Source organism: Dorea sp. Marseille-P4042 (genome assembly GCF_900290215.1).
GTDB lineage: Bacteria > Bacillota > Clostridia > Lachnospirales > Lachnospiraceae > Dorea > Dorea formicigenerans.
This window is the reverse complement of the sequence record NZ_OLMI01000002.1, coordinates 165,947-185,236: the sequence shown is the minus strand read 5'-3', so window position 1 is coordinate 185,236 and position 19,290 is coordinate 165,947. Positions and strand designations below refer to the sequence as shown.

Annotated in this window: 17 protein-coding genes; 15 read left to right on the top strand and 2 right to left on the bottom strand. The window is 41.7% G+C overall.

The features are described from left to right. Positions 1–56 precede the first annotated feature (56 nt). Positions 57–503 (bottom strand): GatB/YqeY domain-containing protein, encoded by a 447-nt coding sequence (locus C7E02_RS06295; protein WP_105309091.1) that lies wholly within the window; start codon positions 501–503, stop codon positions 57–59. A 264-nt stretch (positions 504–767) separates the two neighbouring features. Here C7E02_RS06295 and C7E02_RS06290 point away from each other — a divergent pair, with 264 nt between their 5' ends. The 6 genes from C7E02_RS06290 (at position 768) to C7E02_RS06260 (ending at position 6,094) form a co-directional block, all read left to right on the top strand. Next, positions 768–1,973 (top strand): glucose-1-phosphate adenylyltransferase, encoded by a 1,206-nt coding sequence (locus C7E02_RS06290; protein WP_005337758.1) that lies wholly within the window; start codon positions 768–770, stop codon positions 1,971–1,973. After that, complete coding sequence (gene glgD / locus C7E02_RS06285; RefSeq protein WP_005337757.1) at positions 1,970–3,115, top strand: glucose-1-phosphate adenylyltransferase subunit GlgD; 1,146 nt, start codon at positions 1,970–1,972, stop codon at positions 3,113–3,115. The genes C7E02_RS06290 and glgD overlap by 4 nt, the downstream gene beginning before the upstream one ends. 11 nt (positions 3,116–3,126) lie before the next feature. Continuing rightward, positions 3,127–4,008, top strand: a complete 882-nt coding sequence (locus tag C7E02_RS06280; RefSeq protein ID WP_105309806.1) for a radical SAM protein — start codon at positions 3,127–3,129, stop codon at positions 4,006–4,008. 127 nt (positions 4,009–4,135) lie between these two features. After that, complete coding sequence (locus C7E02_RS06275) at positions 4,136–4,831, top strand: sigma-70 domain-containing protein (RefSeq protein ID WP_105309090.1); 696 nt, start codon at positions 4,136–4,138, stop codon at positions 4,829–4,831. A 276-nt stretch (positions 4,832–5,107) separates the two neighbouring features. Continuing rightward, positions 5,108–5,653 (top strand): stage V sporulation protein T, encoded by a 546-nt coding sequence (gene spoVT, locus C7E02_RS06265; RefSeq protein ID WP_005331603.1) that lies wholly within the window; start codon positions 5,108–5,110, stop codon positions 5,651–5,653. Between the two features lie 69 nt (positions 5,654–5,722). Next, on the top strand, positions 5,723–6,094 hold the full coding sequence (locus C7E02_RS06260) for a TIGR04086 family membrane protein (protein ID WP_105309089.1): 372 nt from the start codon (positions 5,723–5,725) through the stop codon (positions 6,092–6,094). A 204-nt stretch (positions 6,095–6,298) separates the two neighbouring features. Here C7E02_RS06260 and C7E02_RS06255 read toward each other — a convergent pair whose 3' ends face one another. Then, entirely contained in the window at positions 6,299–6,814 is a 516-nt protein-coding gene (locus tag C7E02_RS06255) for a glyceraldehyde-3-phosphate dehydrogenase (RefSeq protein ID WP_005337754.1), read from the bottom strand. Between the two features lie 226 nt (positions 6,815–7,040). Here C7E02_RS06255 and scfA point away from each other — a divergent pair, with 226 nt between their 5' ends. The 9 genes from scfA to hisS all read left to right on the top strand — a co-directional run bounded on the left by scfA (position 7,041) and on the right by hisS (position 19,256). Beyond that, complete coding sequence (gene scfA / locus C7E02_RS06250; protein ID WP_005331596.1) at positions 7,041–7,184, top strand: six-cysteine ranthipeptide SCIFF; 144 nt, start codon at positions 7,041–7,043, stop codon at positions 7,182–7,184. A 126-nt stretch (positions 7,185–7,310) separates the two neighbouring features. After that, entirely contained in the window at positions 7,311–8,705 is a 1,395-nt protein-coding gene (gene scfB / locus C7E02_RS06245; RefSeq protein ID WP_105309088.1) for a thioether cross-link-forming SCIFF peptide maturase, read from the top strand. A gap of 53 nt (positions 8,706–8,758) precedes the next feature. Next, a complete protein-coding gene (locus C7E02_RS06240; protein ID WP_022279796.1) occupies positions 8,759–11,002 on the top strand; it encodes a protein translocase subunit SecDF in 2,244 nt (747 codons plus the stop codon). Positions 11,003–11,166: 164 nt separating this feature from the next. Beyond that, positions 11,167–12,882: a single-stranded-DNA-specific exonuclease RecJ gene (recJ, locus tag C7E02_RS06235; protein ID WP_105309087.1), complete on the top strand. Its 1,716-nt coding sequence runs from the start codon at positions 11,167–11,169 to the stop codon at positions 12,880–12,882. An 80-nt stretch (positions 12,883–12,962) separates the two neighbouring features. After that, entirely contained in the window at positions 12,963–13,487 is a 525-nt protein-coding gene (locus tag C7E02_RS06230; protein ID WP_105309086.1) for an adenine phosphoribosyltransferase, read from the top strand. Positions 13,488–13,533: 46 nt separating this feature from the next. Next, positions 13,534–15,879, top strand: a complete 2,346-nt coding sequence (locus tag C7E02_RS06225) for a RelA/SpoT family protein (RefSeq protein WP_105309085.1) — start codon at positions 13,534–13,536, stop codon at positions 15,877–15,879. A 16-nt stretch (positions 15,880–15,895) separates the two neighbouring features. After that, positions 15,896–16,525: an MBL fold metallo-hydrolase gene (locus tag C7E02_RS06220; RefSeq protein ID WP_005337742.1), complete on the top strand. Its 630-nt coding sequence runs from the start codon at positions 15,896–15,898 to the stop codon at positions 16,523–16,525. A gap of 2 nt (positions 16,526–16,527) precedes the next feature. Continuing rightward, complete coding sequence (gene hemZ, locus C7E02_RS06215; protein ID WP_105309084.1) at positions 16,528–18,000, top strand: coproporphyrinogen dehydrogenase HemZ; 1,473 nt, start codon at positions 16,528–16,530, stop codon at positions 17,998–18,000. Continuing rightward, positions 17,985–19,256 (top strand): histidine--tRNA ligase, encoded by a 1,272-nt coding sequence (gene hisS, locus C7E02_RS06210; RefSeq protein WP_105309083.1) that lies wholly within the window; start codon positions 17,985–17,987, stop codon positions 19,254–19,256. The genes hemZ and hisS overlap by 16 nt, the downstream gene beginning before the upstream one ends. Positions 19,257–19,290: the final 34 nt, after the last annotated feature.

Below are 19,290 nucleotides of genomic sequence, written 5' to 3'. Positions count from 1 at the left end.
GAGAAGAAAAGACCTGCCAACCGGCAGGTCTTTTCTTCTCTATGGAAATTCTAAAATTATTTGAAATATGTGGATACAAGATCATTGACAAGCTTACCATCAGCTTTACCTTTTACCTTTGGCATCAGATGTTTCATGATATTTCCTTTGTCTTTTCCGGTTGGGTTCTCGATACCAAGTTCAGATAACACACCTTCGATGATTCCCTTGATCTCGTCTTCGTCCATCATTTTTGGAGCGTAGGCTCCCAGAACAGTCAGGCGGCGGTTGCATTCTTCAATAATATCAGTACGGTCAGCAGGTGTCATCTCCAAAGTCTCTTTTGTCTGCTTGATTTCTTTCATGATAACCTGAATCTCTTCTTCTTCTGTCAGATCTGCACGTTTGTCGATCTGTTTATTCTTAAGAGCTGCCAGAAGCATGGATAAAGTTTCCTTTTTCTCCTTTTCGCCGGCTTTCATAGCTGCGACCATAGCACTTCTAATTTCATCAATTTTACTCATGATACATATCCTCCTCGAAATTACTACTTTTATTATACAAGACTAGATTGAAAATATCCAGCCCTGGATTTTGAAAGAAAGATTCATACAGAAATAATGCTTCATTCTGATATTAGAATTAACAGAAAACTAACAAAAATTTTGGAAAAACAATAAGTGAGTTTGTAGAAAAAATAACTGAAATATAGTATAATATTTTTTATATCAAGAATAAATAATCTGTCATTTTACAGGTAGATGATAGAATGAGAAAGGGGAACTATAATGGGCAAAGAAATGATAGCAATGTTACTTGCCGGAGGGCAGGGCTCCAGACTGTATGCGCTGACCCAGAAGCTTGCAAAACCGGCAGTTCCATTTGGCGGAAAGTATCGAATCATAGACTTTCCACTTTCAAACTGCGTAAATTCTGGTATTGATACAGTAGGTATTCTGACTCAGTATCAGCCTCTGGAGCTGAATGAGTATATCGGAAATGGGCAACCGTGGGATCTGGACCGAATCTATGGAGGAGTTCATGTATTACCACCATATCAGAAGGCATCTGGCTCAGATTGGTATAAAGGTACAGCAAATGCAATTTACCAGAATATTTCATTTATCGAGCGCTATGATCCGGAATATGTCATTATTTTATCGGGAGATCAGATCTGCAAGCAGGATTATAGTGATTTTCTTAGATTCCACAAAGAAAAGAACGCAGAATTCAGTGTTGCGGTTATGGAAGTCCCGTGGGAGGAGGCACCAAGATTCGGACTTATGGTCACGGACGATGATGACCGTATTACGGAATTCCAGGAAAAACCGAAGAATCCGAAATCCAATCTTGCCTCTATGGGTATTTACATATTCAACTGGGATATTTTAAAACAATACCTGATTGAAGATGAGGCTGACCTGGAATCTGAAAATGATTTTGGAAATAATATTATACCGAATCTGCTGCATGATGAGAGAAAAATGTACGCGTATCATTTTAACGGATACTGGAAAGATGTGGGAACGATTCCATCTTTGTGGGAAGCGAATATGGAAGTGCTGGATCCGGAACACAGTGGAATTAACCTGTTTGATGAAGACTGGAAGATCTACAGCAGGAACAGTGGTATGCCGGGACATAAGATCTGTGCCGGAGCCAATGTAGAGAACTCGATGATCACAGATGGATGTAAGATCGCAGGCAGCGTGAAACATTCTATCTTATTTGCCGGAGTGAAAGTAGAAGCCGGAGCAGTTGTAGAAGATGCAGTCGTTATGGGCAGAACAACGATTAAAGCCGGAGCCAGTGTAAAGCATTGTATTGTTGCGGAGAATGTAGTGATTGGTGAAAATGCTGTGGTAGGAGCTATGCCGACAGAAGATGAGCAAGGAGTTGCAACCATCGGACCGGATGTCTGCGTCGGAACAGGTGCCAAGATTGGATCGAATGCCATGATCAGTGAAGATGTAAAGGACGGTGAAGAAAAATGATAAATGCAAATGCGGACGCAATGGGAATTATTTTCCCGAATAATTATGATAAGTTTGTTCCGGAACTGGTCAGCGAAAGACTAATGGCTTCCATTCCATTTGCAAGCCGTTATCGAATGATCGATTTTTTGTTATCCAGTATGGTTGGCTGCGGAATTGATAAAATAGAAGTGCTTGTTCGTGAGAATTATCATTCGCTTGTAGACCATTTAGGTGGTGGCCGAGAGTGGGATCTCAGCCGTAAGAACGGAGGACTTAGTATCTTTCCTCCATTTGCCCAGAAGTCGATTGGCAGTATGGGAGGAGGAAGAGTGGAAGCGCTCGCCAATATTCTTCCGGTACTCAAAAAGCAAAAAGAAAAATATGTGATTATGGCAGATACGAATATTGCTGCAAATTTTGATTTCAATGCGCTGATCGCACAGCATGTAAAAACAGATGCAGATATTACGTTCGCTTATACAAAAGAGGAACTGCCACAGGAACTGACTGGTGCAAAAGATGCAAGTAAAGGGCTTTATTATACGTTGAAGCTGGATGGAGATAAAGTAGAAGACATCTACATCAATAAGCAGGAGCAGGGTGTGCAGAATTTCTCTATGAATATATACATTGCGAACAGAGAGTGGCTGATCGATACCATTAATGAAGCGTTTATGCGTGGAGCTATTTCACTGGAGCGGGACATCCTGATCCCGCATCTGGATACATATAAAGTCATGGCTTATGAGCATAAAGGATATGTGGCGAGAATCACCGGACTTAAGAGTTATTTTGATGAGAATATGAAACTTCTGGATGATAAGAATCTTGAGAAGCTTTTTACAGGTAATCCCATCTATACAAAGATTCGTGACGATAATCCGACCAGATACATCGGCAATGCAAAAGCAAGTAATGTTATGGTAGCAGACGGTTGTGTGATCGAAGGTGAAGTGGAGAACAGTATTTTATTCCGTGGTGTGAAGATCGCAAAAGGTGCGAAAGTGAAGAATTGTGTTTTAATGCAGGATACGATTGTTGGAGAAGGTACAAAGCTGGAATATATCATTTCAGATAAGAATGTAAAAATCACCGATGGAAAAGAATTAAAGGGTGATGAAGCATTTCCTGTATTTGTTGCGAAAGGACAGGTTGTCTAGTGAACGGGTGCATGTTATGCCCGAGACAGTGCCAGATTAAGCGAGAAGAAGGAAAGCGTGGCTTTTGTGGGGAGTCGGATTTGGTCCGGCTTTCCAGAGCCGCGCTTCATATGTGGGAAGAACCGTGTATCTCCGGGACAAATGGATCCGGAGCTGTTTTTTTCTCTGGCTGTACGCTTCGATGTGTATATTGCCAGAATTATCACATTGCCAACAGTGAGGTTGGAAAAACAGTAAGTGTTGAACGGTTATCGGAGATATTTCTGGAGCTTCAGGAACAGGGGGCGAACAATATTAACCTTGTGACACCAACGCACTTTGTACCACAGATTATCGCGGCACTGGATCAGGCAAGAAAAAAAGGGCTTAATCTTCCAATTGTTTATAATACAAGCGGCTATGAAAAGGTGGAGACTTTACGCAGGCTAAATGGACATGTTGATGTATATCTTCCGGATTTTAAATATCTGGATCCGGAGCATGCAAAGAAATATTCCGGGGCAGAAGATTATCCGGAAGTAGCAAAACGGGCACTGGCAGAAATGATAAGACAGACAGGAGTGCCACAATTTGATGAACAAGGCATTATGGAAAAAGGTGTGATTGTGAGATATTTGTTATTGCCTGGGTGTCTGAGAGATGCGAGAAGAATTGTGAAATACCTCTATGAAACATATGGTGACCAGATTTATATGAGTCTCATGAACCAGTACACTCCACTCGATACGTTGAATCGGGAAAAATATCCGGAGCTTGCCAAGAAAGTGACGAAAAAAGCATATGATGTTCTGGTGGATTATGCCATAGATCTTGGCGTGGAGCAGGCATTTATTCAGGAAGGCGAAACGGCAAAAGAAAGCTTTATTCCTGATTTTTCCTACGAAGGAGTGTAATGAAGAACAGATGCCAGAAGATATGAAGAGCTATCGGAATTTTATTATTGACATTTGAAGAGAGTTCTTGAATAACAGGAACGTGAATGATAAAAAGGTAAAGAAAATTTAACGAAGGAGTAAAGATATGGCAGACAGAGCCCAGTTTCAGAAAAAATTAGGAGAGCTTCTTGCAGTTGCAGCAAGCCAGAATAATAAAATGACCAGTCAGGAAGTGCAAGCTTTCTTCCAGGATGACAATCTTACAGATGAGCAGATGAATCTGGTTCATGAATTCCTGATGTCTCAGAAAGTGGAAGTAATCGGATATACAGGAACTATAGAAAATACAGAAAAAACAGAACAAGAAGAAAAGGATACATTAAGCCAGCAGGAAAAAGACTATGTGGCAGAGTATCTGATCGATATTGAAAAAATGGCGAAGCAGACGGGAGAAGAGGTAACACTTGCATATTATCTTCCAAAAGTTGTGGAAGAAGCAGTAAAGCTGCATATGCCGGGAATCTTTATCGGTGATGTGATCCAGGAAGGTAATGTCAGCTTGATGCTGTACTTAGGTGAGAATAAGAAAGCAACAGAAGCAGAAGTGCTGGAGCAGGTGCGCGCTGGAATCCGGGTGATGCTGGAATCCCACACCGAAGAAAAACGCCGCGATAAGAAGATGGTCGAGCGGGTGAATGATCTGGACGAGACAATCAAAAGCATGAAGGAAGAATACGGAAGAAAAGTATCGATCGATGAAGTGGCGGAGCGTATGGGTATTACGGAAGACACCGTGGAAGATATCCTGAAGCTTGCAGGCGAAGAAGTGAAGGATGAGTAAAGTGCAAAACGGAAACATTTGGAAGTATTTTCAGAGAACGTTTTGTGATATTATTCTGAAATTAACCAATCAATCAAATTGATGGATTTTATGCCATTATATGAAGAGTCCATTCCGGGATTTAAAGAAAGAATAATTTTTCCAATATGGAATACGCAAAAAATTCTGCTTCCTTTATTAGAATAATTTTCATGCATTTTCACATAATAGCATTAAAAGTAAAATTTAGCATGAGAAGAAAGAACAGCCATGCGGAATCAATCATGGAGGAATCATATGAAGGCAACAGGAATTGTACGTCGGATTGATGACCTGGGACGTGTGGTCATTCCGAAAGAAATACGAAGAACACTTAGAATCAGAGAAGGTGATCCACTGGAGATATTTACCGACCGGGAAGGCGAGATTATATTGAAAAAATATTCACCGATCGGAGAGCTTGCTGCATTTGCAGGTATGTATGCAGACAGCCTGGCAAAAGAGGCGGGGTGCCTTGTGTGTATCTGTGATATGGATCAGGTCGTGGCAGCTTCCGGAAATGGGAGAAAAGAGGTGCAGGAAAAGTATATCAGCAAAGTTCTTCAAGGGGAACTGGAAGAAAGAAACAGTATTCTGGCAAAGGTAGATGAGAAGAAATATATCCGGGTGTTCCGGGAACAGGAAAAGGATTATGTATGGGAATCTATTACACCGATCATTTGCGAAGGAGATGTTGTGGGGGCAGTTATTTTACTGTCATCAGATGAAAAAGAGAAGTTTACAAAACTGGAACAGAAGCTGGGGGCATGTGCGGCAGGATTTCTTGGAAAGCAAATGGAGTGATAAAATTTGCAGAAGCAGTCATATTCGCCGGATCTGGCTCATACCTTGTGGTAGACAAGGAGGAAAGAGATGGAGAATATGCAAAAAAATATAAAGGTCATATGGTGGATCAAGTCACTTCTGGCTTCTTATATTGTCACCGGTATATTACTTTTGGTTTTGACATTTTTTATGTATAAATTTGAATTAAATGAAAAAATTGTATCGGCGGCAATTGTTGGAATCTATGTAGTGTCAACACTGATCGGAGGATTGATCATAGGGAAACTGACAAAATCAAAACGGTACTTGTGGGGGATGGTTCTTGGAATCATATATTTTGTATTGCTTTTGCTCATTACACTTGGAGTTTACAGAACTCTGAATGGAGACAGTGTTAGTATTGTCACATCACTGATACTATGTGCAGGCGGCGGTATGACCGGTGGTATGATATCATGAAAGACTAAAAAATAAGAGCTGCGTATATCTCTTGTAAAAAGGAAACAGATATAGGCAGCTTTTATTTTACGTACGGTTCATAATCGTAATGACGAATGTATATGTCCCTTACAGAAAGTAGAATAGTTACAGTTCGAATCAGAAAGTTTTTGCCACATGTAAAAATGTAAAGATACCAGAATGGAAAGTGTTTCCACCGGCATCTTATGAATTATGGTCTACCTGATCCATGTACTTGATGAGGCGGAAAATCTGGCTTGTATAGCCCCATTCATTATCATAGAAACAGATGACCTTAAAGAAGTGAGAATTTACTTGAATTCCCTGTCTTGCATCAAAGATAGAAGCGTGTGAATCTCCGATGAAATCAGAAGATACAACTTCATCATCTACATAATCAAGAATGCCGGACAAATATGTCATGGAGGCTTCCTTTACTTTTTTGCAGATATCCTCATAAGATGCAGACTCTTTTAGTGCGACGTTCAGATCAACGATTGAGACGTCTGTAGTTGGAACACGATAAGAAATACCACTCATCTTGTCCTTCAGAGAAGGAATGACGAGAGAGATAGCCTTAGCGGCTCCGGTTGCATCGATGATGTATTCGGCACCGCAGGAACCCCAAGGGATGGAAGCAGCATCACCTTCTGTGAAGACAGGAATCTTCTGCCCGTTAATGATACGTCCGAATCCGTTAATGCCAATTGAAATTGCCATGTTACAATTACCTCCTATAAGACATATTAATGAAGTGGCAATTTCTGATTCATTTGTAATCTAACGCAAGTGTAACATAGTAAAATTGAAAAAACCACCTTTTTGCAGGTAATTAAAATATGAACTGGAATAATTAAAAATTAACGATTCAGATAAAAATATTGCGAAAAAGAAAGGAAGATGCTATACTTATAAAAGTCAAGCAAAGACAAGGAGGAATGTAGTGATGAAACATGTGAAAACATTGAATACACAGACTCTGAACAAGACAGTGAAAAAAGGCGGTTGCGGCGAATGTCAGACATCTTGCCAGTCAGCATGCAAGACTTCCTGTACAGTAGGAAATCAGACCTGTGAGCAGAGCAAATAAGTAAAAGAACATAGGTAAAAAACCAGGAGACAGCGGTCTTAAAAGGGTCGCTGTCTCTGTTCTGTTGCCAAATAACCATTAAAATTTTTAAAGAGATAGAAAAAAATAGAAAAGGAGATTATTACTGTGATTCATCAGTATAAGAATAACGGATATAACATTGTTCTGGATGTATACAGTGGAGCCGTACATGTGGTTGATGACCTGTGCTATGATGTGATCGCTGTACTGAATGAACCGGACGAAGAACCAACAGCTGAGATTTTAAAGAGTGATCTTACATGGGAGAATCTGAAAAAGCGGCTTGGAGGTACATATAGCGAGGAAGATTTACGAGATGCTCTTGATGATGTCATTGAACTGACAGAGGACGGGAAATTATTTACAAAGGATGAGTTTGAATATCTTGTTCCAATCGTGAAGAAGAGAAAGACAGTTGTAAAGGCTCTTTGCCTTCACATTGCACATGACTGTAATCTGGCCTGCAGGTACTGCTTTGCAGAAGAAGGCGAGTATCATGGAAGACGTGCTCTTATGAGTTATGAAGTCGGAAAGAAGGCATTAGATTTCCTGATCGCAAATTCCGGAAGCAGAAGAAATCTGGAAGTAGATTTCTTTGGAGGAGAGCCACTTATGAACTGGCAGGTTGTCAAAGATCTGGTAGCATACGGAAGAGAACAGGAAAAGCTTCATGACAAGAATTTCCGATTTACAGTTACGACGAACGGCGTTCTTCTGAATGATGAGACTCAGGAGTTTGTCAATAAAGAGATGGACAATGTTGTGCTAAGCCTGGATGGACGAAAAGAAATCAATGATAAGATGCGTCCGTTCCGCAACGGAAAAGGAAGTTACGATCTGATCGTGCCGAAATTCCAGAAGCTGGCTGAAAGCCGTAATCAGGAGAAGTATTATATCCGTGGGACATTTACAAGAAATAATCTGGATTTCTCCAATGATATCCTGCATTTTGCAGACCTTGGATTCAAGCAGATGTCCATTGAGCCGGTCGTAGGTGACGAATCCGATCCATATGCGATCCGCGAAGAGGATATTCCACAGATCAAAGAAGAGTATGATAAGCTTGCCAAGATTATGATTGAGCGTGAAAAAGAAGGAAAAAGATTTAACTTCTTCCACTTTATGATCGATCTGGAAGGCGGTCCATGTGTGATGAAACGTATGTCCGGCTGTGGTTCCGGAACAGAATATCTGTCTGTCACACCATGGGGAGATCTGTATCCATGCCATCAGTTTGTCGGACAGGAAGAATTCCTGGTGGGAAATGTAGACGATGGAATTGTAAAGCCGGAGATTGCAGATGATTTCAGAAGCTGCAGTGTATATTCAAAAGAAAAATGTAAAAATTGTTTCGCTAAATTCTACTGTAGCGGTGGATGTATGGCAAACTCTTATAATTTCCATGGAACGATCCATGATTGTTATGATATTGGCTGTGAGATGCAGCGTAAACGTGTGGAATGTGCCATTATGATCAAAGCAGCACTGGCAGATGCATAATGTGTAACATAGAATCCTTCGAAGGAATGGAAGAAAGAGAAAGGAAGTAAATCATGAAAAAAAGCAGAGGCATACTTAGTCTTATTGTGGCAGCAGCCTTGATCGTACTGCTTGGTTTTACGACAATTGTTGGATTCGGAAAAGGCCATACAGGTTCTATGAAGAATATCAAACTGGGTCTGGACCTTGCCGGTGGTGTAAGTATCACATATCAGGTCAAAGATGACAATCCATCGGATGAAGAGATGAGTGATACGATCTATAAGCTGCAAAAGCGCGTAGAACAGTATAGTACAGAGGCAAGTGTATATCAGGAGGGAAGAGACCGTATTAATATCGAGATTCCTGGTGTTACAGATGCCAATGAGATTTTAGACGAACTGGGACAGCCGGGTTCCCTGTATTTTATTGCACAGACAGGCAGTGACGGCTCAGCAAACTATAGTCAGGTGAACAGTACGGGAGATGCGTCCAAAGATTATCAGCTCAACAAGACAATTGAAGAATTGCAGGCAGACGGTTCTATTGTACTGAGTGGCAATGATGTAAAAAGTGCCCAGGCTCAGACAACAGAAGACCAGCTGACAAAGAATAAACAGAATGTTGTATCTCTTACATTTACAAAAGATGGAACAACAAAGTTCGCAGATGCAACAACAAAAGCACTGGCAGCAAGACAGAGCATTGGTATCTATTATGACGGAGCATTTGTAAGTGTTCCGAATGTACAGGCAGCCATTACAAATGGACAGGCTCAGATCAGTGGTAACATGACCTATGAAGAAGCAGATGCGCTTGCTTCTACAATCCGTATCGGTGGTCTGAAGCTGGAACTGGAAGAGTTACGTTCTAATGTTGTCGGAGCTCAGCTTGGTGAGCAGGCAGTTGCGACCAGTTTAAAAGCCGGAGCAATCGGACTTGCAATTGTATTTGTATTCATGTGTTGTGTATACTTGCTTCCGGGACTTGCATCCGGACTTGCACTTTTAATCTATACAGGACTTGTACTTATAATCCTGAATGCATTTGAAGTAACATTGACACTTCCGGGTATTGCCGGTATCATTCTTGGCATTGGTATGGCAGTAGATGCCAACGTTATCATCTTCGCTCGTGTACGTGAAGAGATGGCACGCGGAAGAAGTGTAAAGAATTCTCTGAAGATTGGTTTCCAGAAAGCTTTATCAGCAATCTTAGATGGTAATATTACGACTCTGATCGCAGCAGCTGTATTGTGGTTCAAAGGTTCCGGTACAGTAAAAGGATTCGCACAGACACTTGCAATTGGTATCATCGCATCTATGTTTACAGCACTTGTTATTACAAGATTGATCGTAAATGCATTTTATGCAGTCGGACTTAGAAGTGAAAAATTATATTATCGTCCAAAGAAAGAGCGTGAGCCAATCGATTTCCTTTCAAAGAAAAAAGTGTTCTTTACAATTTCTCTTGTATTAATTGCAGCAGGAGTGATCACGATCGGTATCAATGAAGGAAGAGGAAAAGGAGCATTTGCATACAGCCTTGAATTCCAGGGCGGTACATCTACAAATGTAACATTTGATAAAGATTACTCTATTGATGAGATTGATAAGGAAATTGTTCCGGTTGTAGAAAAGGCAACTGGAGATAACAATGTTCAGACTCAGAAAGTAGCCGGAACCAATCAGGTTATTATCAAGACAGTTACACTGGATCTTGACAAGCGTGAAGCACTGAATAAGGCTATGGTTGATAACTTCGGTGTGGACGAATCAAAGATCACGGCAGAAAATATCAGTTCTACAGTAAGTAATGAGATGCGAAGAGATGCAGTTATCGCGGTTGTTATTGCGACAATCTGTATGCTTCTGTATATCTGGTTCCGATTCAAAGATATCCGTTTCGCGACCAGTGCGGTACTTGCTCTTTTACATGACGTCCTTGTTGTAGTAGGATTCTATGCAATTGCAAGAATCTCTGTTGGTAATACATTTATCGCGTGTATTCTGACAATCGTTGGATATTCCATCAACGCGACCATTGTTATCTTTGACCGTATCCGAGAGGAAATGCGTGGTAAGACAAAGAGCAGTGATGTTGCAGTAGTTGTAAACAAGAGTATTACACAGACGCTGACAAGAAGTATCTATACATCTCTTACAACATTTATCATGGTAGCAGTACTTTACGTCATGGGTGTAAGTTCTATCAAGGAGTTTGCACTTCCATTGATGGTCGGAGTTGTATGCGGAGCTTACTCATCTGTATGTATCACAGGAGCGCTGTGGTATGTAATGAAACGCTTCAAGAAGTAATTTTAAATACTATAGAACAGCCAAAGTCATATTTTATGGCGAGGCTGTTCTTTTCTTAAAGTAAATATTTGCAAAGTAAATAAAATGATGTTGGAGATTTCTGTTGAAAGTGTAGTATTTACTTTGCAAATATTTATTTGGATAAAACAGGAGAGACGAAAATTATGGAACGCTGGGTACTTTTAAGAAAAGGTGCTGATTTTGAGGCTATCAGTAAGAAATTTCATATTAGTCCGAGACTGGCCAGTCTGATCCGTAACCGGGATGTTATTGGAGATGAAGCAATCAACCAATATCTGAACGATACAATTGCGGAACTCTACGATGGAATGCAGATGAAGGGTATGCCACAGGCGGTGGAAATTCTGACTGAAAAAATCAGGGACCGGGAAAAAATCCGTGTCATTGGAGACTATGACTGTGATGGGATCAATGCGACATATATTCTTTTAGAAGGTCTGGAAAAGCTTGGCGCAAAGGTGGACAGCGACATCCCGGATCGTATCAAAGACGGATATGGATTAAATCAGCATCTGATTGACCGGGCACATGAAGATGGAATTGATACGATCATCACCTGCGATAACGGAATTGCGGCAGCGAAAGAAATTGAGTATGGAAAAGCACTTGGTATGACGATCATCGTAACAGACCATCATGAAGTGCCGTACAAGGAAAATGAAGCGGGAAGAAGATACATTTTACCGCCGGCAGATGCAGTTGTTGACCCAAGGCAGGAAGGATGTGAATATCCATTTAAAGGATTATGTGGTGCAGCGGTTGCATACAAGCTTGTAGAGGCGCTCTGTGAGGCAAATGGTCAGGATGTGGCGGATCTGGATTATCTTTTGGAAAATGTTGCAATTGCAACAGTGGCAGATGTGATGGATCTGACAGAGGAAAATCGAATTCTGGTGAAGCAGGGTCTTGAGATGCTAAAGAGGACATCTAATCTGGGACTACGTGCTCTGATCCAGTGTATCGGGCTGGAGGGAAAAAAGATTCAGGCATATCACATCGGATTTATTCTTGCTCCGTGTCTGAATGCCAGTGGTAAGCTGGATACGGCAAAAAGAGCACTGGCACTGCTTCGGGCAAAGACAGAGCGGGAGGCAGATATGCTGGCAGGCGATCTGAAAGCATTGAATGAGAGCCGTAGAGATATGACAGACCGCGTTGTAGATGAGGCAATGGCGAAAGTGGAACAGACAGATATCCGGGGGGATAAGGTGCTTGTTATCTATCTGCCGGATTGTCATGAAAGCCTTGCCGGCCTTGTGGCTGGACGTGTGAGAGAAAATTACTATCGTCCGGTATTTGTATTGACGGATTCCGAAGATGGAGTCAAAGGATCGGGAAGATCAATCGAAAGCTATTCCATGTATGAAGAACTGACAGGCTGTGGGGATCTTCTGACAAAATTCGGCGGACATCCGATGGCGGCAGGCCTTTCACTTGATAAAGAAAATGTTGAGAAATTCAAAAGAAGACTAAATGATCAGTGTACGCTTTCAGAAGAAGAGCTGACAGAAAAAGTAGTGATCGATATGGAACTGCCATTTGCTGCTATTACAGAACATTTTATAGAAGAACTTGAATACATGGAACCATTTGGAAAAGGTAATACAAAACCGGTTTTTGCGGCAAGAGGCGTCGTCATGCAGCATGTGAAGATCATCGGGAAAAATAAAAATGTTGCAAAAGCAACAGCAATCGATGAGGAGGGAAACCGGATGGAAGCCATCTGCTTTCATGATGCACAGGAATTTGCAGAACGGTGTGAAAAAAATAATGGGAAAATGTCCATTACATTTTACCCTGGAATCAAGGAATTCCGGGGAGATAGACAAATTCAGATTGTAATTACCCATTATCGATAGATTTTTTTTGAAAAATGGAACAAATAATGCTATACTAAAAGATATACTTTACCTTGAAAGAGAAGAAGGAGAGAATAATTATGAAACCGATAGAAGATTATGTAGTAAGTATTCCGGATTTTCCAGAACCGGGGATCATATTTCGTGATGTGACAGGTGTATTACAGGACGCGGAAGGACTGCATCTTGCAATTGATCTGATGCAGGAAAAATTAGAAGGTCTTGACTTTGACGTAGTAGTCGGACCGGAATCCAGAGGATTTATTTTCGGGGTACCGATCGCATATAATCTGAAAAAGCCATTTATTCCGATTCGTAAAAAAGGAAAGCTCCCAAGAGAGACGGTTTCTGCAGAGTATGAATTAGAGTATGGCACAGCAACTATCGAGATGCACAAAGATGCAATCAAGCCAGGGCAGAGAGTTGTGATCATTGATGATCTGATCGCGACAGGCGGAACGAATGAGGCGATGATCCATTTGATTGAAGGTCTTGGCGGAAAGGTTGTAAAGACTGTGTTTTTAATGGAACTGGCAGGACTTCACGGACGTGACAGATTACAGGGATATGATATAGATTCAGTTATTGTATATCCTGGAAAATAGAAAAAGATATACATTTGAGAGACTAGAGAGGGAAGGAGGCGTTAATATGTCAGAGAATAAAACAACATATGAGTCACTGGACGGCAAGATTGCTCCGGAAGCATTGCTAAAAGACACAAGAGGGAAACTTCAGATGGTAGATGGGCACGGGATCAAACAGGAGGCAGATTATGATGACCCGGATAAGCTTTATGGCATGTTAATTGCCCGTATTCAAAAGTATCATCCGTCTGCGGATGTTACTCAGATCGAGAAGGCATATAATCTGGCAAAAAAAGCGCATGGAGACCAAAAGAGAAAGTCGGGAGAACCGTATATTATCCACCCACTCTGGGTAGCGATCATTCTTGCGGATCTTGAGATGGATAAGGAGACAATTATCGCAGCTCTTCTTCATGACGTAGTGGAAGATACTCAGATTGGAGAGGATTATATCAAAGAAGAGTTTGGAGAAGAGGTAGCTCTTCTGGTAGACGGTGTTACGAAACTTGGCCGTGTAGCTTATTCTGCGGACAAACTGGAACTTCAGGCGGAGAATTTGAGAAAGATGTTCCTTGCTATGGCAAAGGATATCCGGGTCATTATCATTAAACTTGCGGACCGTCTGCATAATATGCGTACACTGCAGTTCATGACTCCGGCCAAACAGCAGGAAAAGGCCCGTGAGACAATGGATATTTATGCACCGATCGCGGGAAGGCTTGGTATTTCTAAAATTAAGACAGAACTTGACGATCTGTCATTGAAGTATCTGAAACCAGATGTATTTTTTGATCTTGTAAATCAGATCAATGCCAGAAAAACAGAGCGTGAGGAATTTGTCCAACAGATTGTGGATGAAGTGTCCATGCATATGAAAAATGCGGGGATTAAAGCAGATGTAAATGGACGTGTAAAGCATTTCTTCAGTATTTATAAGAAGATGGTCAATCAGGATAAGACAGTAGATCAGATTTATGACCTGTTTGCAGTCCGTATCATTGTGGATTCTGTCAAAGACTGTTATGCGGCATTGGGAATTATCCATGAGATTTATACGCCGATTCCTGGAAGATTTAAAGATTATATTGCCATGCCGAAACCGAATATGTATCAGTCTCTGCATACAACGCTGATGAGTTCGATCGGTCAGCCGTTTGAGATCCAGATCCGTACACAGGAGATGCATAAGACAGCCGAATATGGTATTGCTGCTCACTGGAAGTATAAAGAGTCCGGCGGCAGCAAGAAAGGTGTTATGGCTGAAGAAGAGAAAATGAGCTGGCTCAGACAGATTCTGGAATGGCAGAGAGATATGTCTGACAACAAGGAATTCTTAAGCCTCATCAAAGGAGATCTGGATCTGTTTGCAGATGATGTGTACTGCTTTACACCGCAGGGGGATGTAAAGACATTGCCGACGGGGTCCACTCCAATCGACTTTGCTTATTCCATACACAGTGCAGTCGGCAATAAGATGGTCGGTGCCAGAGTGAATGGAAAGCTTGTTCCGATTGATTACAGAATCCAGAATGGAGACAGAATAGAAATTCTGACCTCCCAGAATTCGAAAGGACCAAGCCGTGACTGGCTGAATGTAGTCAAGAGTACACAGGCAAAAAATAAGATCAATCAGTGGTTCAAAAAAGAATTTAAAGAGAGCAATATTATCAAAGGAAAAGAGATGGTGGCCTCCTATTGCAAAGCAAAATCTCTCAACCTTTCTAATCTGCTCCAGCCAAAATATGAAGAGATCGTACAGAGAAAATATGGATTCAAGGACTGGGATTCTGTGCTTGCCGCGATTGGACATGGCGGCTTAAAAGAAGGACAGGTCGTGAATCGTCTGGCGGAAGAATATGGCAAGGATCACAAGCAGGAACTGACAGATGAAATTGTACTTGAAAAAGTTGCAGAGGCGGCTAAGAATAAAGTCCATATTGCCAAGTCCAAGAGTGGAATTGTCGTAAAAGGAATTGATGATGTGGCAGTCCGGTTCTCCAGATGCTGTAATCCAGTACCGGGAGATGAGATTGTCGGATTTGTTACAAGAGGAAGAGGACTTTCGATTCACCGCACGGATTGTGTTAATATGATACATTTGACAGAAGCAGAACGTGCAAGACTGATTCCGGCTGAGTGGGAAGGAAATGTGACAGAAGAGACAGGAGGTCAGTATCTGGCTGAGATCAAGATGTATGCAAGAGATCAGCAGGGACTTCTGATGAGTATTTCCAAAGTATTTACGGAGATGGAGATGGATGTCAAATCCTTAAATATCCGCACGAGCAAGCAGGGAACTGCGACCATCGAGGCTGGATTTATTGTGCATGGCCGAGAGGAACTTGCGAAAGTAATTGGTAAACTGCGTCAGATTGATGACGTGATCGATATTGAGAGAACAACAGGCTAGGAGGAAAGAAAAAGCAATGAAGATAGAGAAATTTTCCCTTGGGATTTTGGGGGCAAATTGTTACCTTTTGATAAATGAAGAGACAAAGGATACAGTTGTAGTGGATCCAGGTGGACATTCTAAGAAGTTTACAGCATACATTGAGGAAGAAAAACTTAACCTTGTGGCAATTCTTCTGACTCATGGACATTTCGATCATATTATGGGAATTGATTCTATTTTGGAAAACTGGAATATTCCGGTCTATGTAGAGGAAGAGGATCTTCCGATTATGACGGATCCAGAGCTGAATCTGTCTTCATCTTACACGAATGGTTATTCCTTTGATGGTGCAAAACCGTTAAAAGACGGACAAAAACTGGAACTGGCAGGTGAGACGATAGAAGTCATTCATACACCGGGACATACGATGGGAGGCTGTTGCTATTATCTGCCTGTAGAACATGCAGTATTTAGTGGAGATACTTTATTCCAGCGTTCTGTCGGACGTACGGATTTTCCGAACAGCAGTCAGGATGCAATCGTAAGATCTGTAAGAGAACGACTGTTCGCACTTCCGGATGATACGATTGTTTATCCGGGACATATGGGTGAGACAAAGATAGAGTATGAGAAGCTTCACAACCCATATGTACAGGAGGGCTAAGAATGATCCGGGTTATATGCAATCAGGAGACATTTGTATATAATGCATATCATATGGTGAAGGCTTTTTATCCATCGGAGACAGTTGTGTCTTCAGTGGACGAAAAAGCCTCTAATTATGTAACTGTGGAATTTGCAGAAGATGGTACAGACGGGCAGAAAGAGGCGATGATTGAAATTGCAGACAGGCAGACAAATGACATGCCAGCGGAGAAATCTGCAATGAAAAAATATCTCGACCAGATGTTATACAAAAAGTTGTCAGAGCAAAGTGGCAGAACTCTTGCATGGGGAATCCTGATGGGAGTACGACCGACTAAAATTGCTATGAGAAAACTGGAAGAAGGTATGACACAGGAGACGTTTGTTCCATGGTTCCAGAAGGAAAATCTGGTGAGTGAAGAAAAAGCACATCTTGCATGGCAGATTGCAGGGAGAGAAAAAAAGCTTCTGGATCAGTTGGATTATAAAAATGGCTATAGTCTTTATGTGGGAATCCCATTCTGCCCAACGGTTTGCAGTTACTGTTCGTTTAGTTCGGGTGCCTTAGGTGACTGGGAGCACCGGGTAGAAGACTATCTGGCTGCACTTATGAAGGAACTGGAAGCAATTGCGAAAATGTCTGAAGGAAGAAAAGCTGACACCATTTACATGGGCGGTGGAACACCGACAACTTTGAATGCGGATCAGTTAGACCGGCTGCTTACATGCATTGATAGACATTTTGTAAGGGAAGGACTTCTGGAGTTTACGGTGGAAGCCGGACGACCGGACAGTATTACGAAAGAGAAACTTCAGGTGCTTCGAAATCACGGTATTAATCGAATTTCTATCAATCCTCAGAGCATGCAGCAGAAAACCTTGGATACAATTGGACGTAAGCATACGGTAGAACAAGTGTATGAAGCATTTCATATGGCGAGAAAGCTGGGATTTGATAATATCAATATGGATATTATTGCAGGACTTCCGGGAGAGACACCGGAGGATATGGAGGACACTCTAAGACAGATTGCGTTACTTGGACCTGATAATCTGACGGTACATTCCCTTGCAATTAAACGTGCAGCTAAAATGGGCCAGGAAGAGAGAGAAGGGAAAAGATTAACGATCATACAAGATGAAATAGGTACGATGGTAGAGATGGCAGGAAATAAAGCCCGACAGATGGGACTTTTTCCGTATTATCTGTATCGTCAGAAGAATATTGCCGGAAATTTTGAGAATGTGGGCTATGCAAAGGTTGACAAAGCAGGAATATACAATATACTAATTATGGAGGAAAAGCAATCCATTATTGCAGCAGGTGCAGGTGCGTCTACAAAAATCGTACTGAAAGAACCTGTCATAAATCCTGAAAGCAAAAAGAAGAAAAAAACCAGTCTGATCCGGCAGGAGAATGTAAAAGCAATCGATGCTTACATCAGCCGGGTGGACGAGATGATAGAACGAAAAGGAGAATGGCTATGGCGTTAAAGAAGAAACCAGTAACCGGTATGAAAGATGTAATGCCGGCAGAGATGGAAATCCGGGATTACCTGATCGGCCTGATTAAAGACACCTATAAAACATTTGGATTCCAATCTATGGAAACTCCATGTGTTGAGCATATCGAGAACCTGTGCAGCAAGCAGGGGGGAGATAACGAAAAACTGATCTTCAAGATTTTGAAACGTGGAGAAAAGTTAAAAATTGACGAGGCAAAAGAGGAAAATGATCTTGTGGATGGAGGACTTCGGTATGACCTGACGGTTCCGCTTGCAAGATATTATTCTAATCATGCAAATGAGCTGCCGTCTCCTTTTAAAGCACTTCAGATTGGAAGTGTATGGAGAGCAGACCGCCCGCAGAAAGGACGTTTCCGCCAGTTTGTACAGTGCGATATCGATATATTAGGAGAGGCTTCTAATCTCGCCGAAATCGAGCTGATCCTTGCCACAACGGCGATGCTTGGGAAACTGGACTTTAAGAATTTTACTGTATGTATTAATGACCGTAATATATTGAAATCTATGGCTGCTTACAGTGGTTTTAAAGAGGAAGACTATGATGAAGTCTTCATTGTTCTGGATAAGATGGATAAGATCGGACCGGAAGGTGTCGAGGCAGAGCTTATTGAGATGGGATATACCAGGGAAAGTGTTAAGACCTACCTTTCTCTTTTTGATGAGGTTGCTTCTGATGTATCCGGAGTCCGTTACCTGAAAGAAAAGCTTGGAGATTATCTGAGCGATGAGACGGCTGACGGCCTGGAACTGATCATGTCAAGTGTAGAAGTTGCAAAAGAGTGTGATTTTAAGCTTCAGTTCACACCAACCCTCGTAAGAGGACAGTCCTACTATACCGGAACAATTTTTGAGGTAACTATGGATGACTTTGGCGGTTCTGTTGCCGGAGGCGGACGTTATGATAAGATGATCGGCAAGTTTACAGGGCAAGATACACCGGCATGCGGATTTTCCATTGGATTTGAGAGAATTGTCATGCTGCTTCTGGAAAATGGATATAAAGTTCCGGGAGGACGCCGGAAAAAGGCATATCTTCTGGAGAAGAAGCTTCCAAAAGAGGCCATGTTGAAGGTTCTTGCTCTTGCAAAAGCTGACCGGGAGGCAGGACGACAGGTGCTGATCGTCAATATGAAGAAGAATAAGAAGTTTCAGAAAGAGCAGCTAATAGAAGATGGATATACAGAAATTGCAGACTGTTATGCAGATTCCGTAGACAGGCTGTAGAGAATAGAACGCACAAGTGAAAAAGGAGATATAG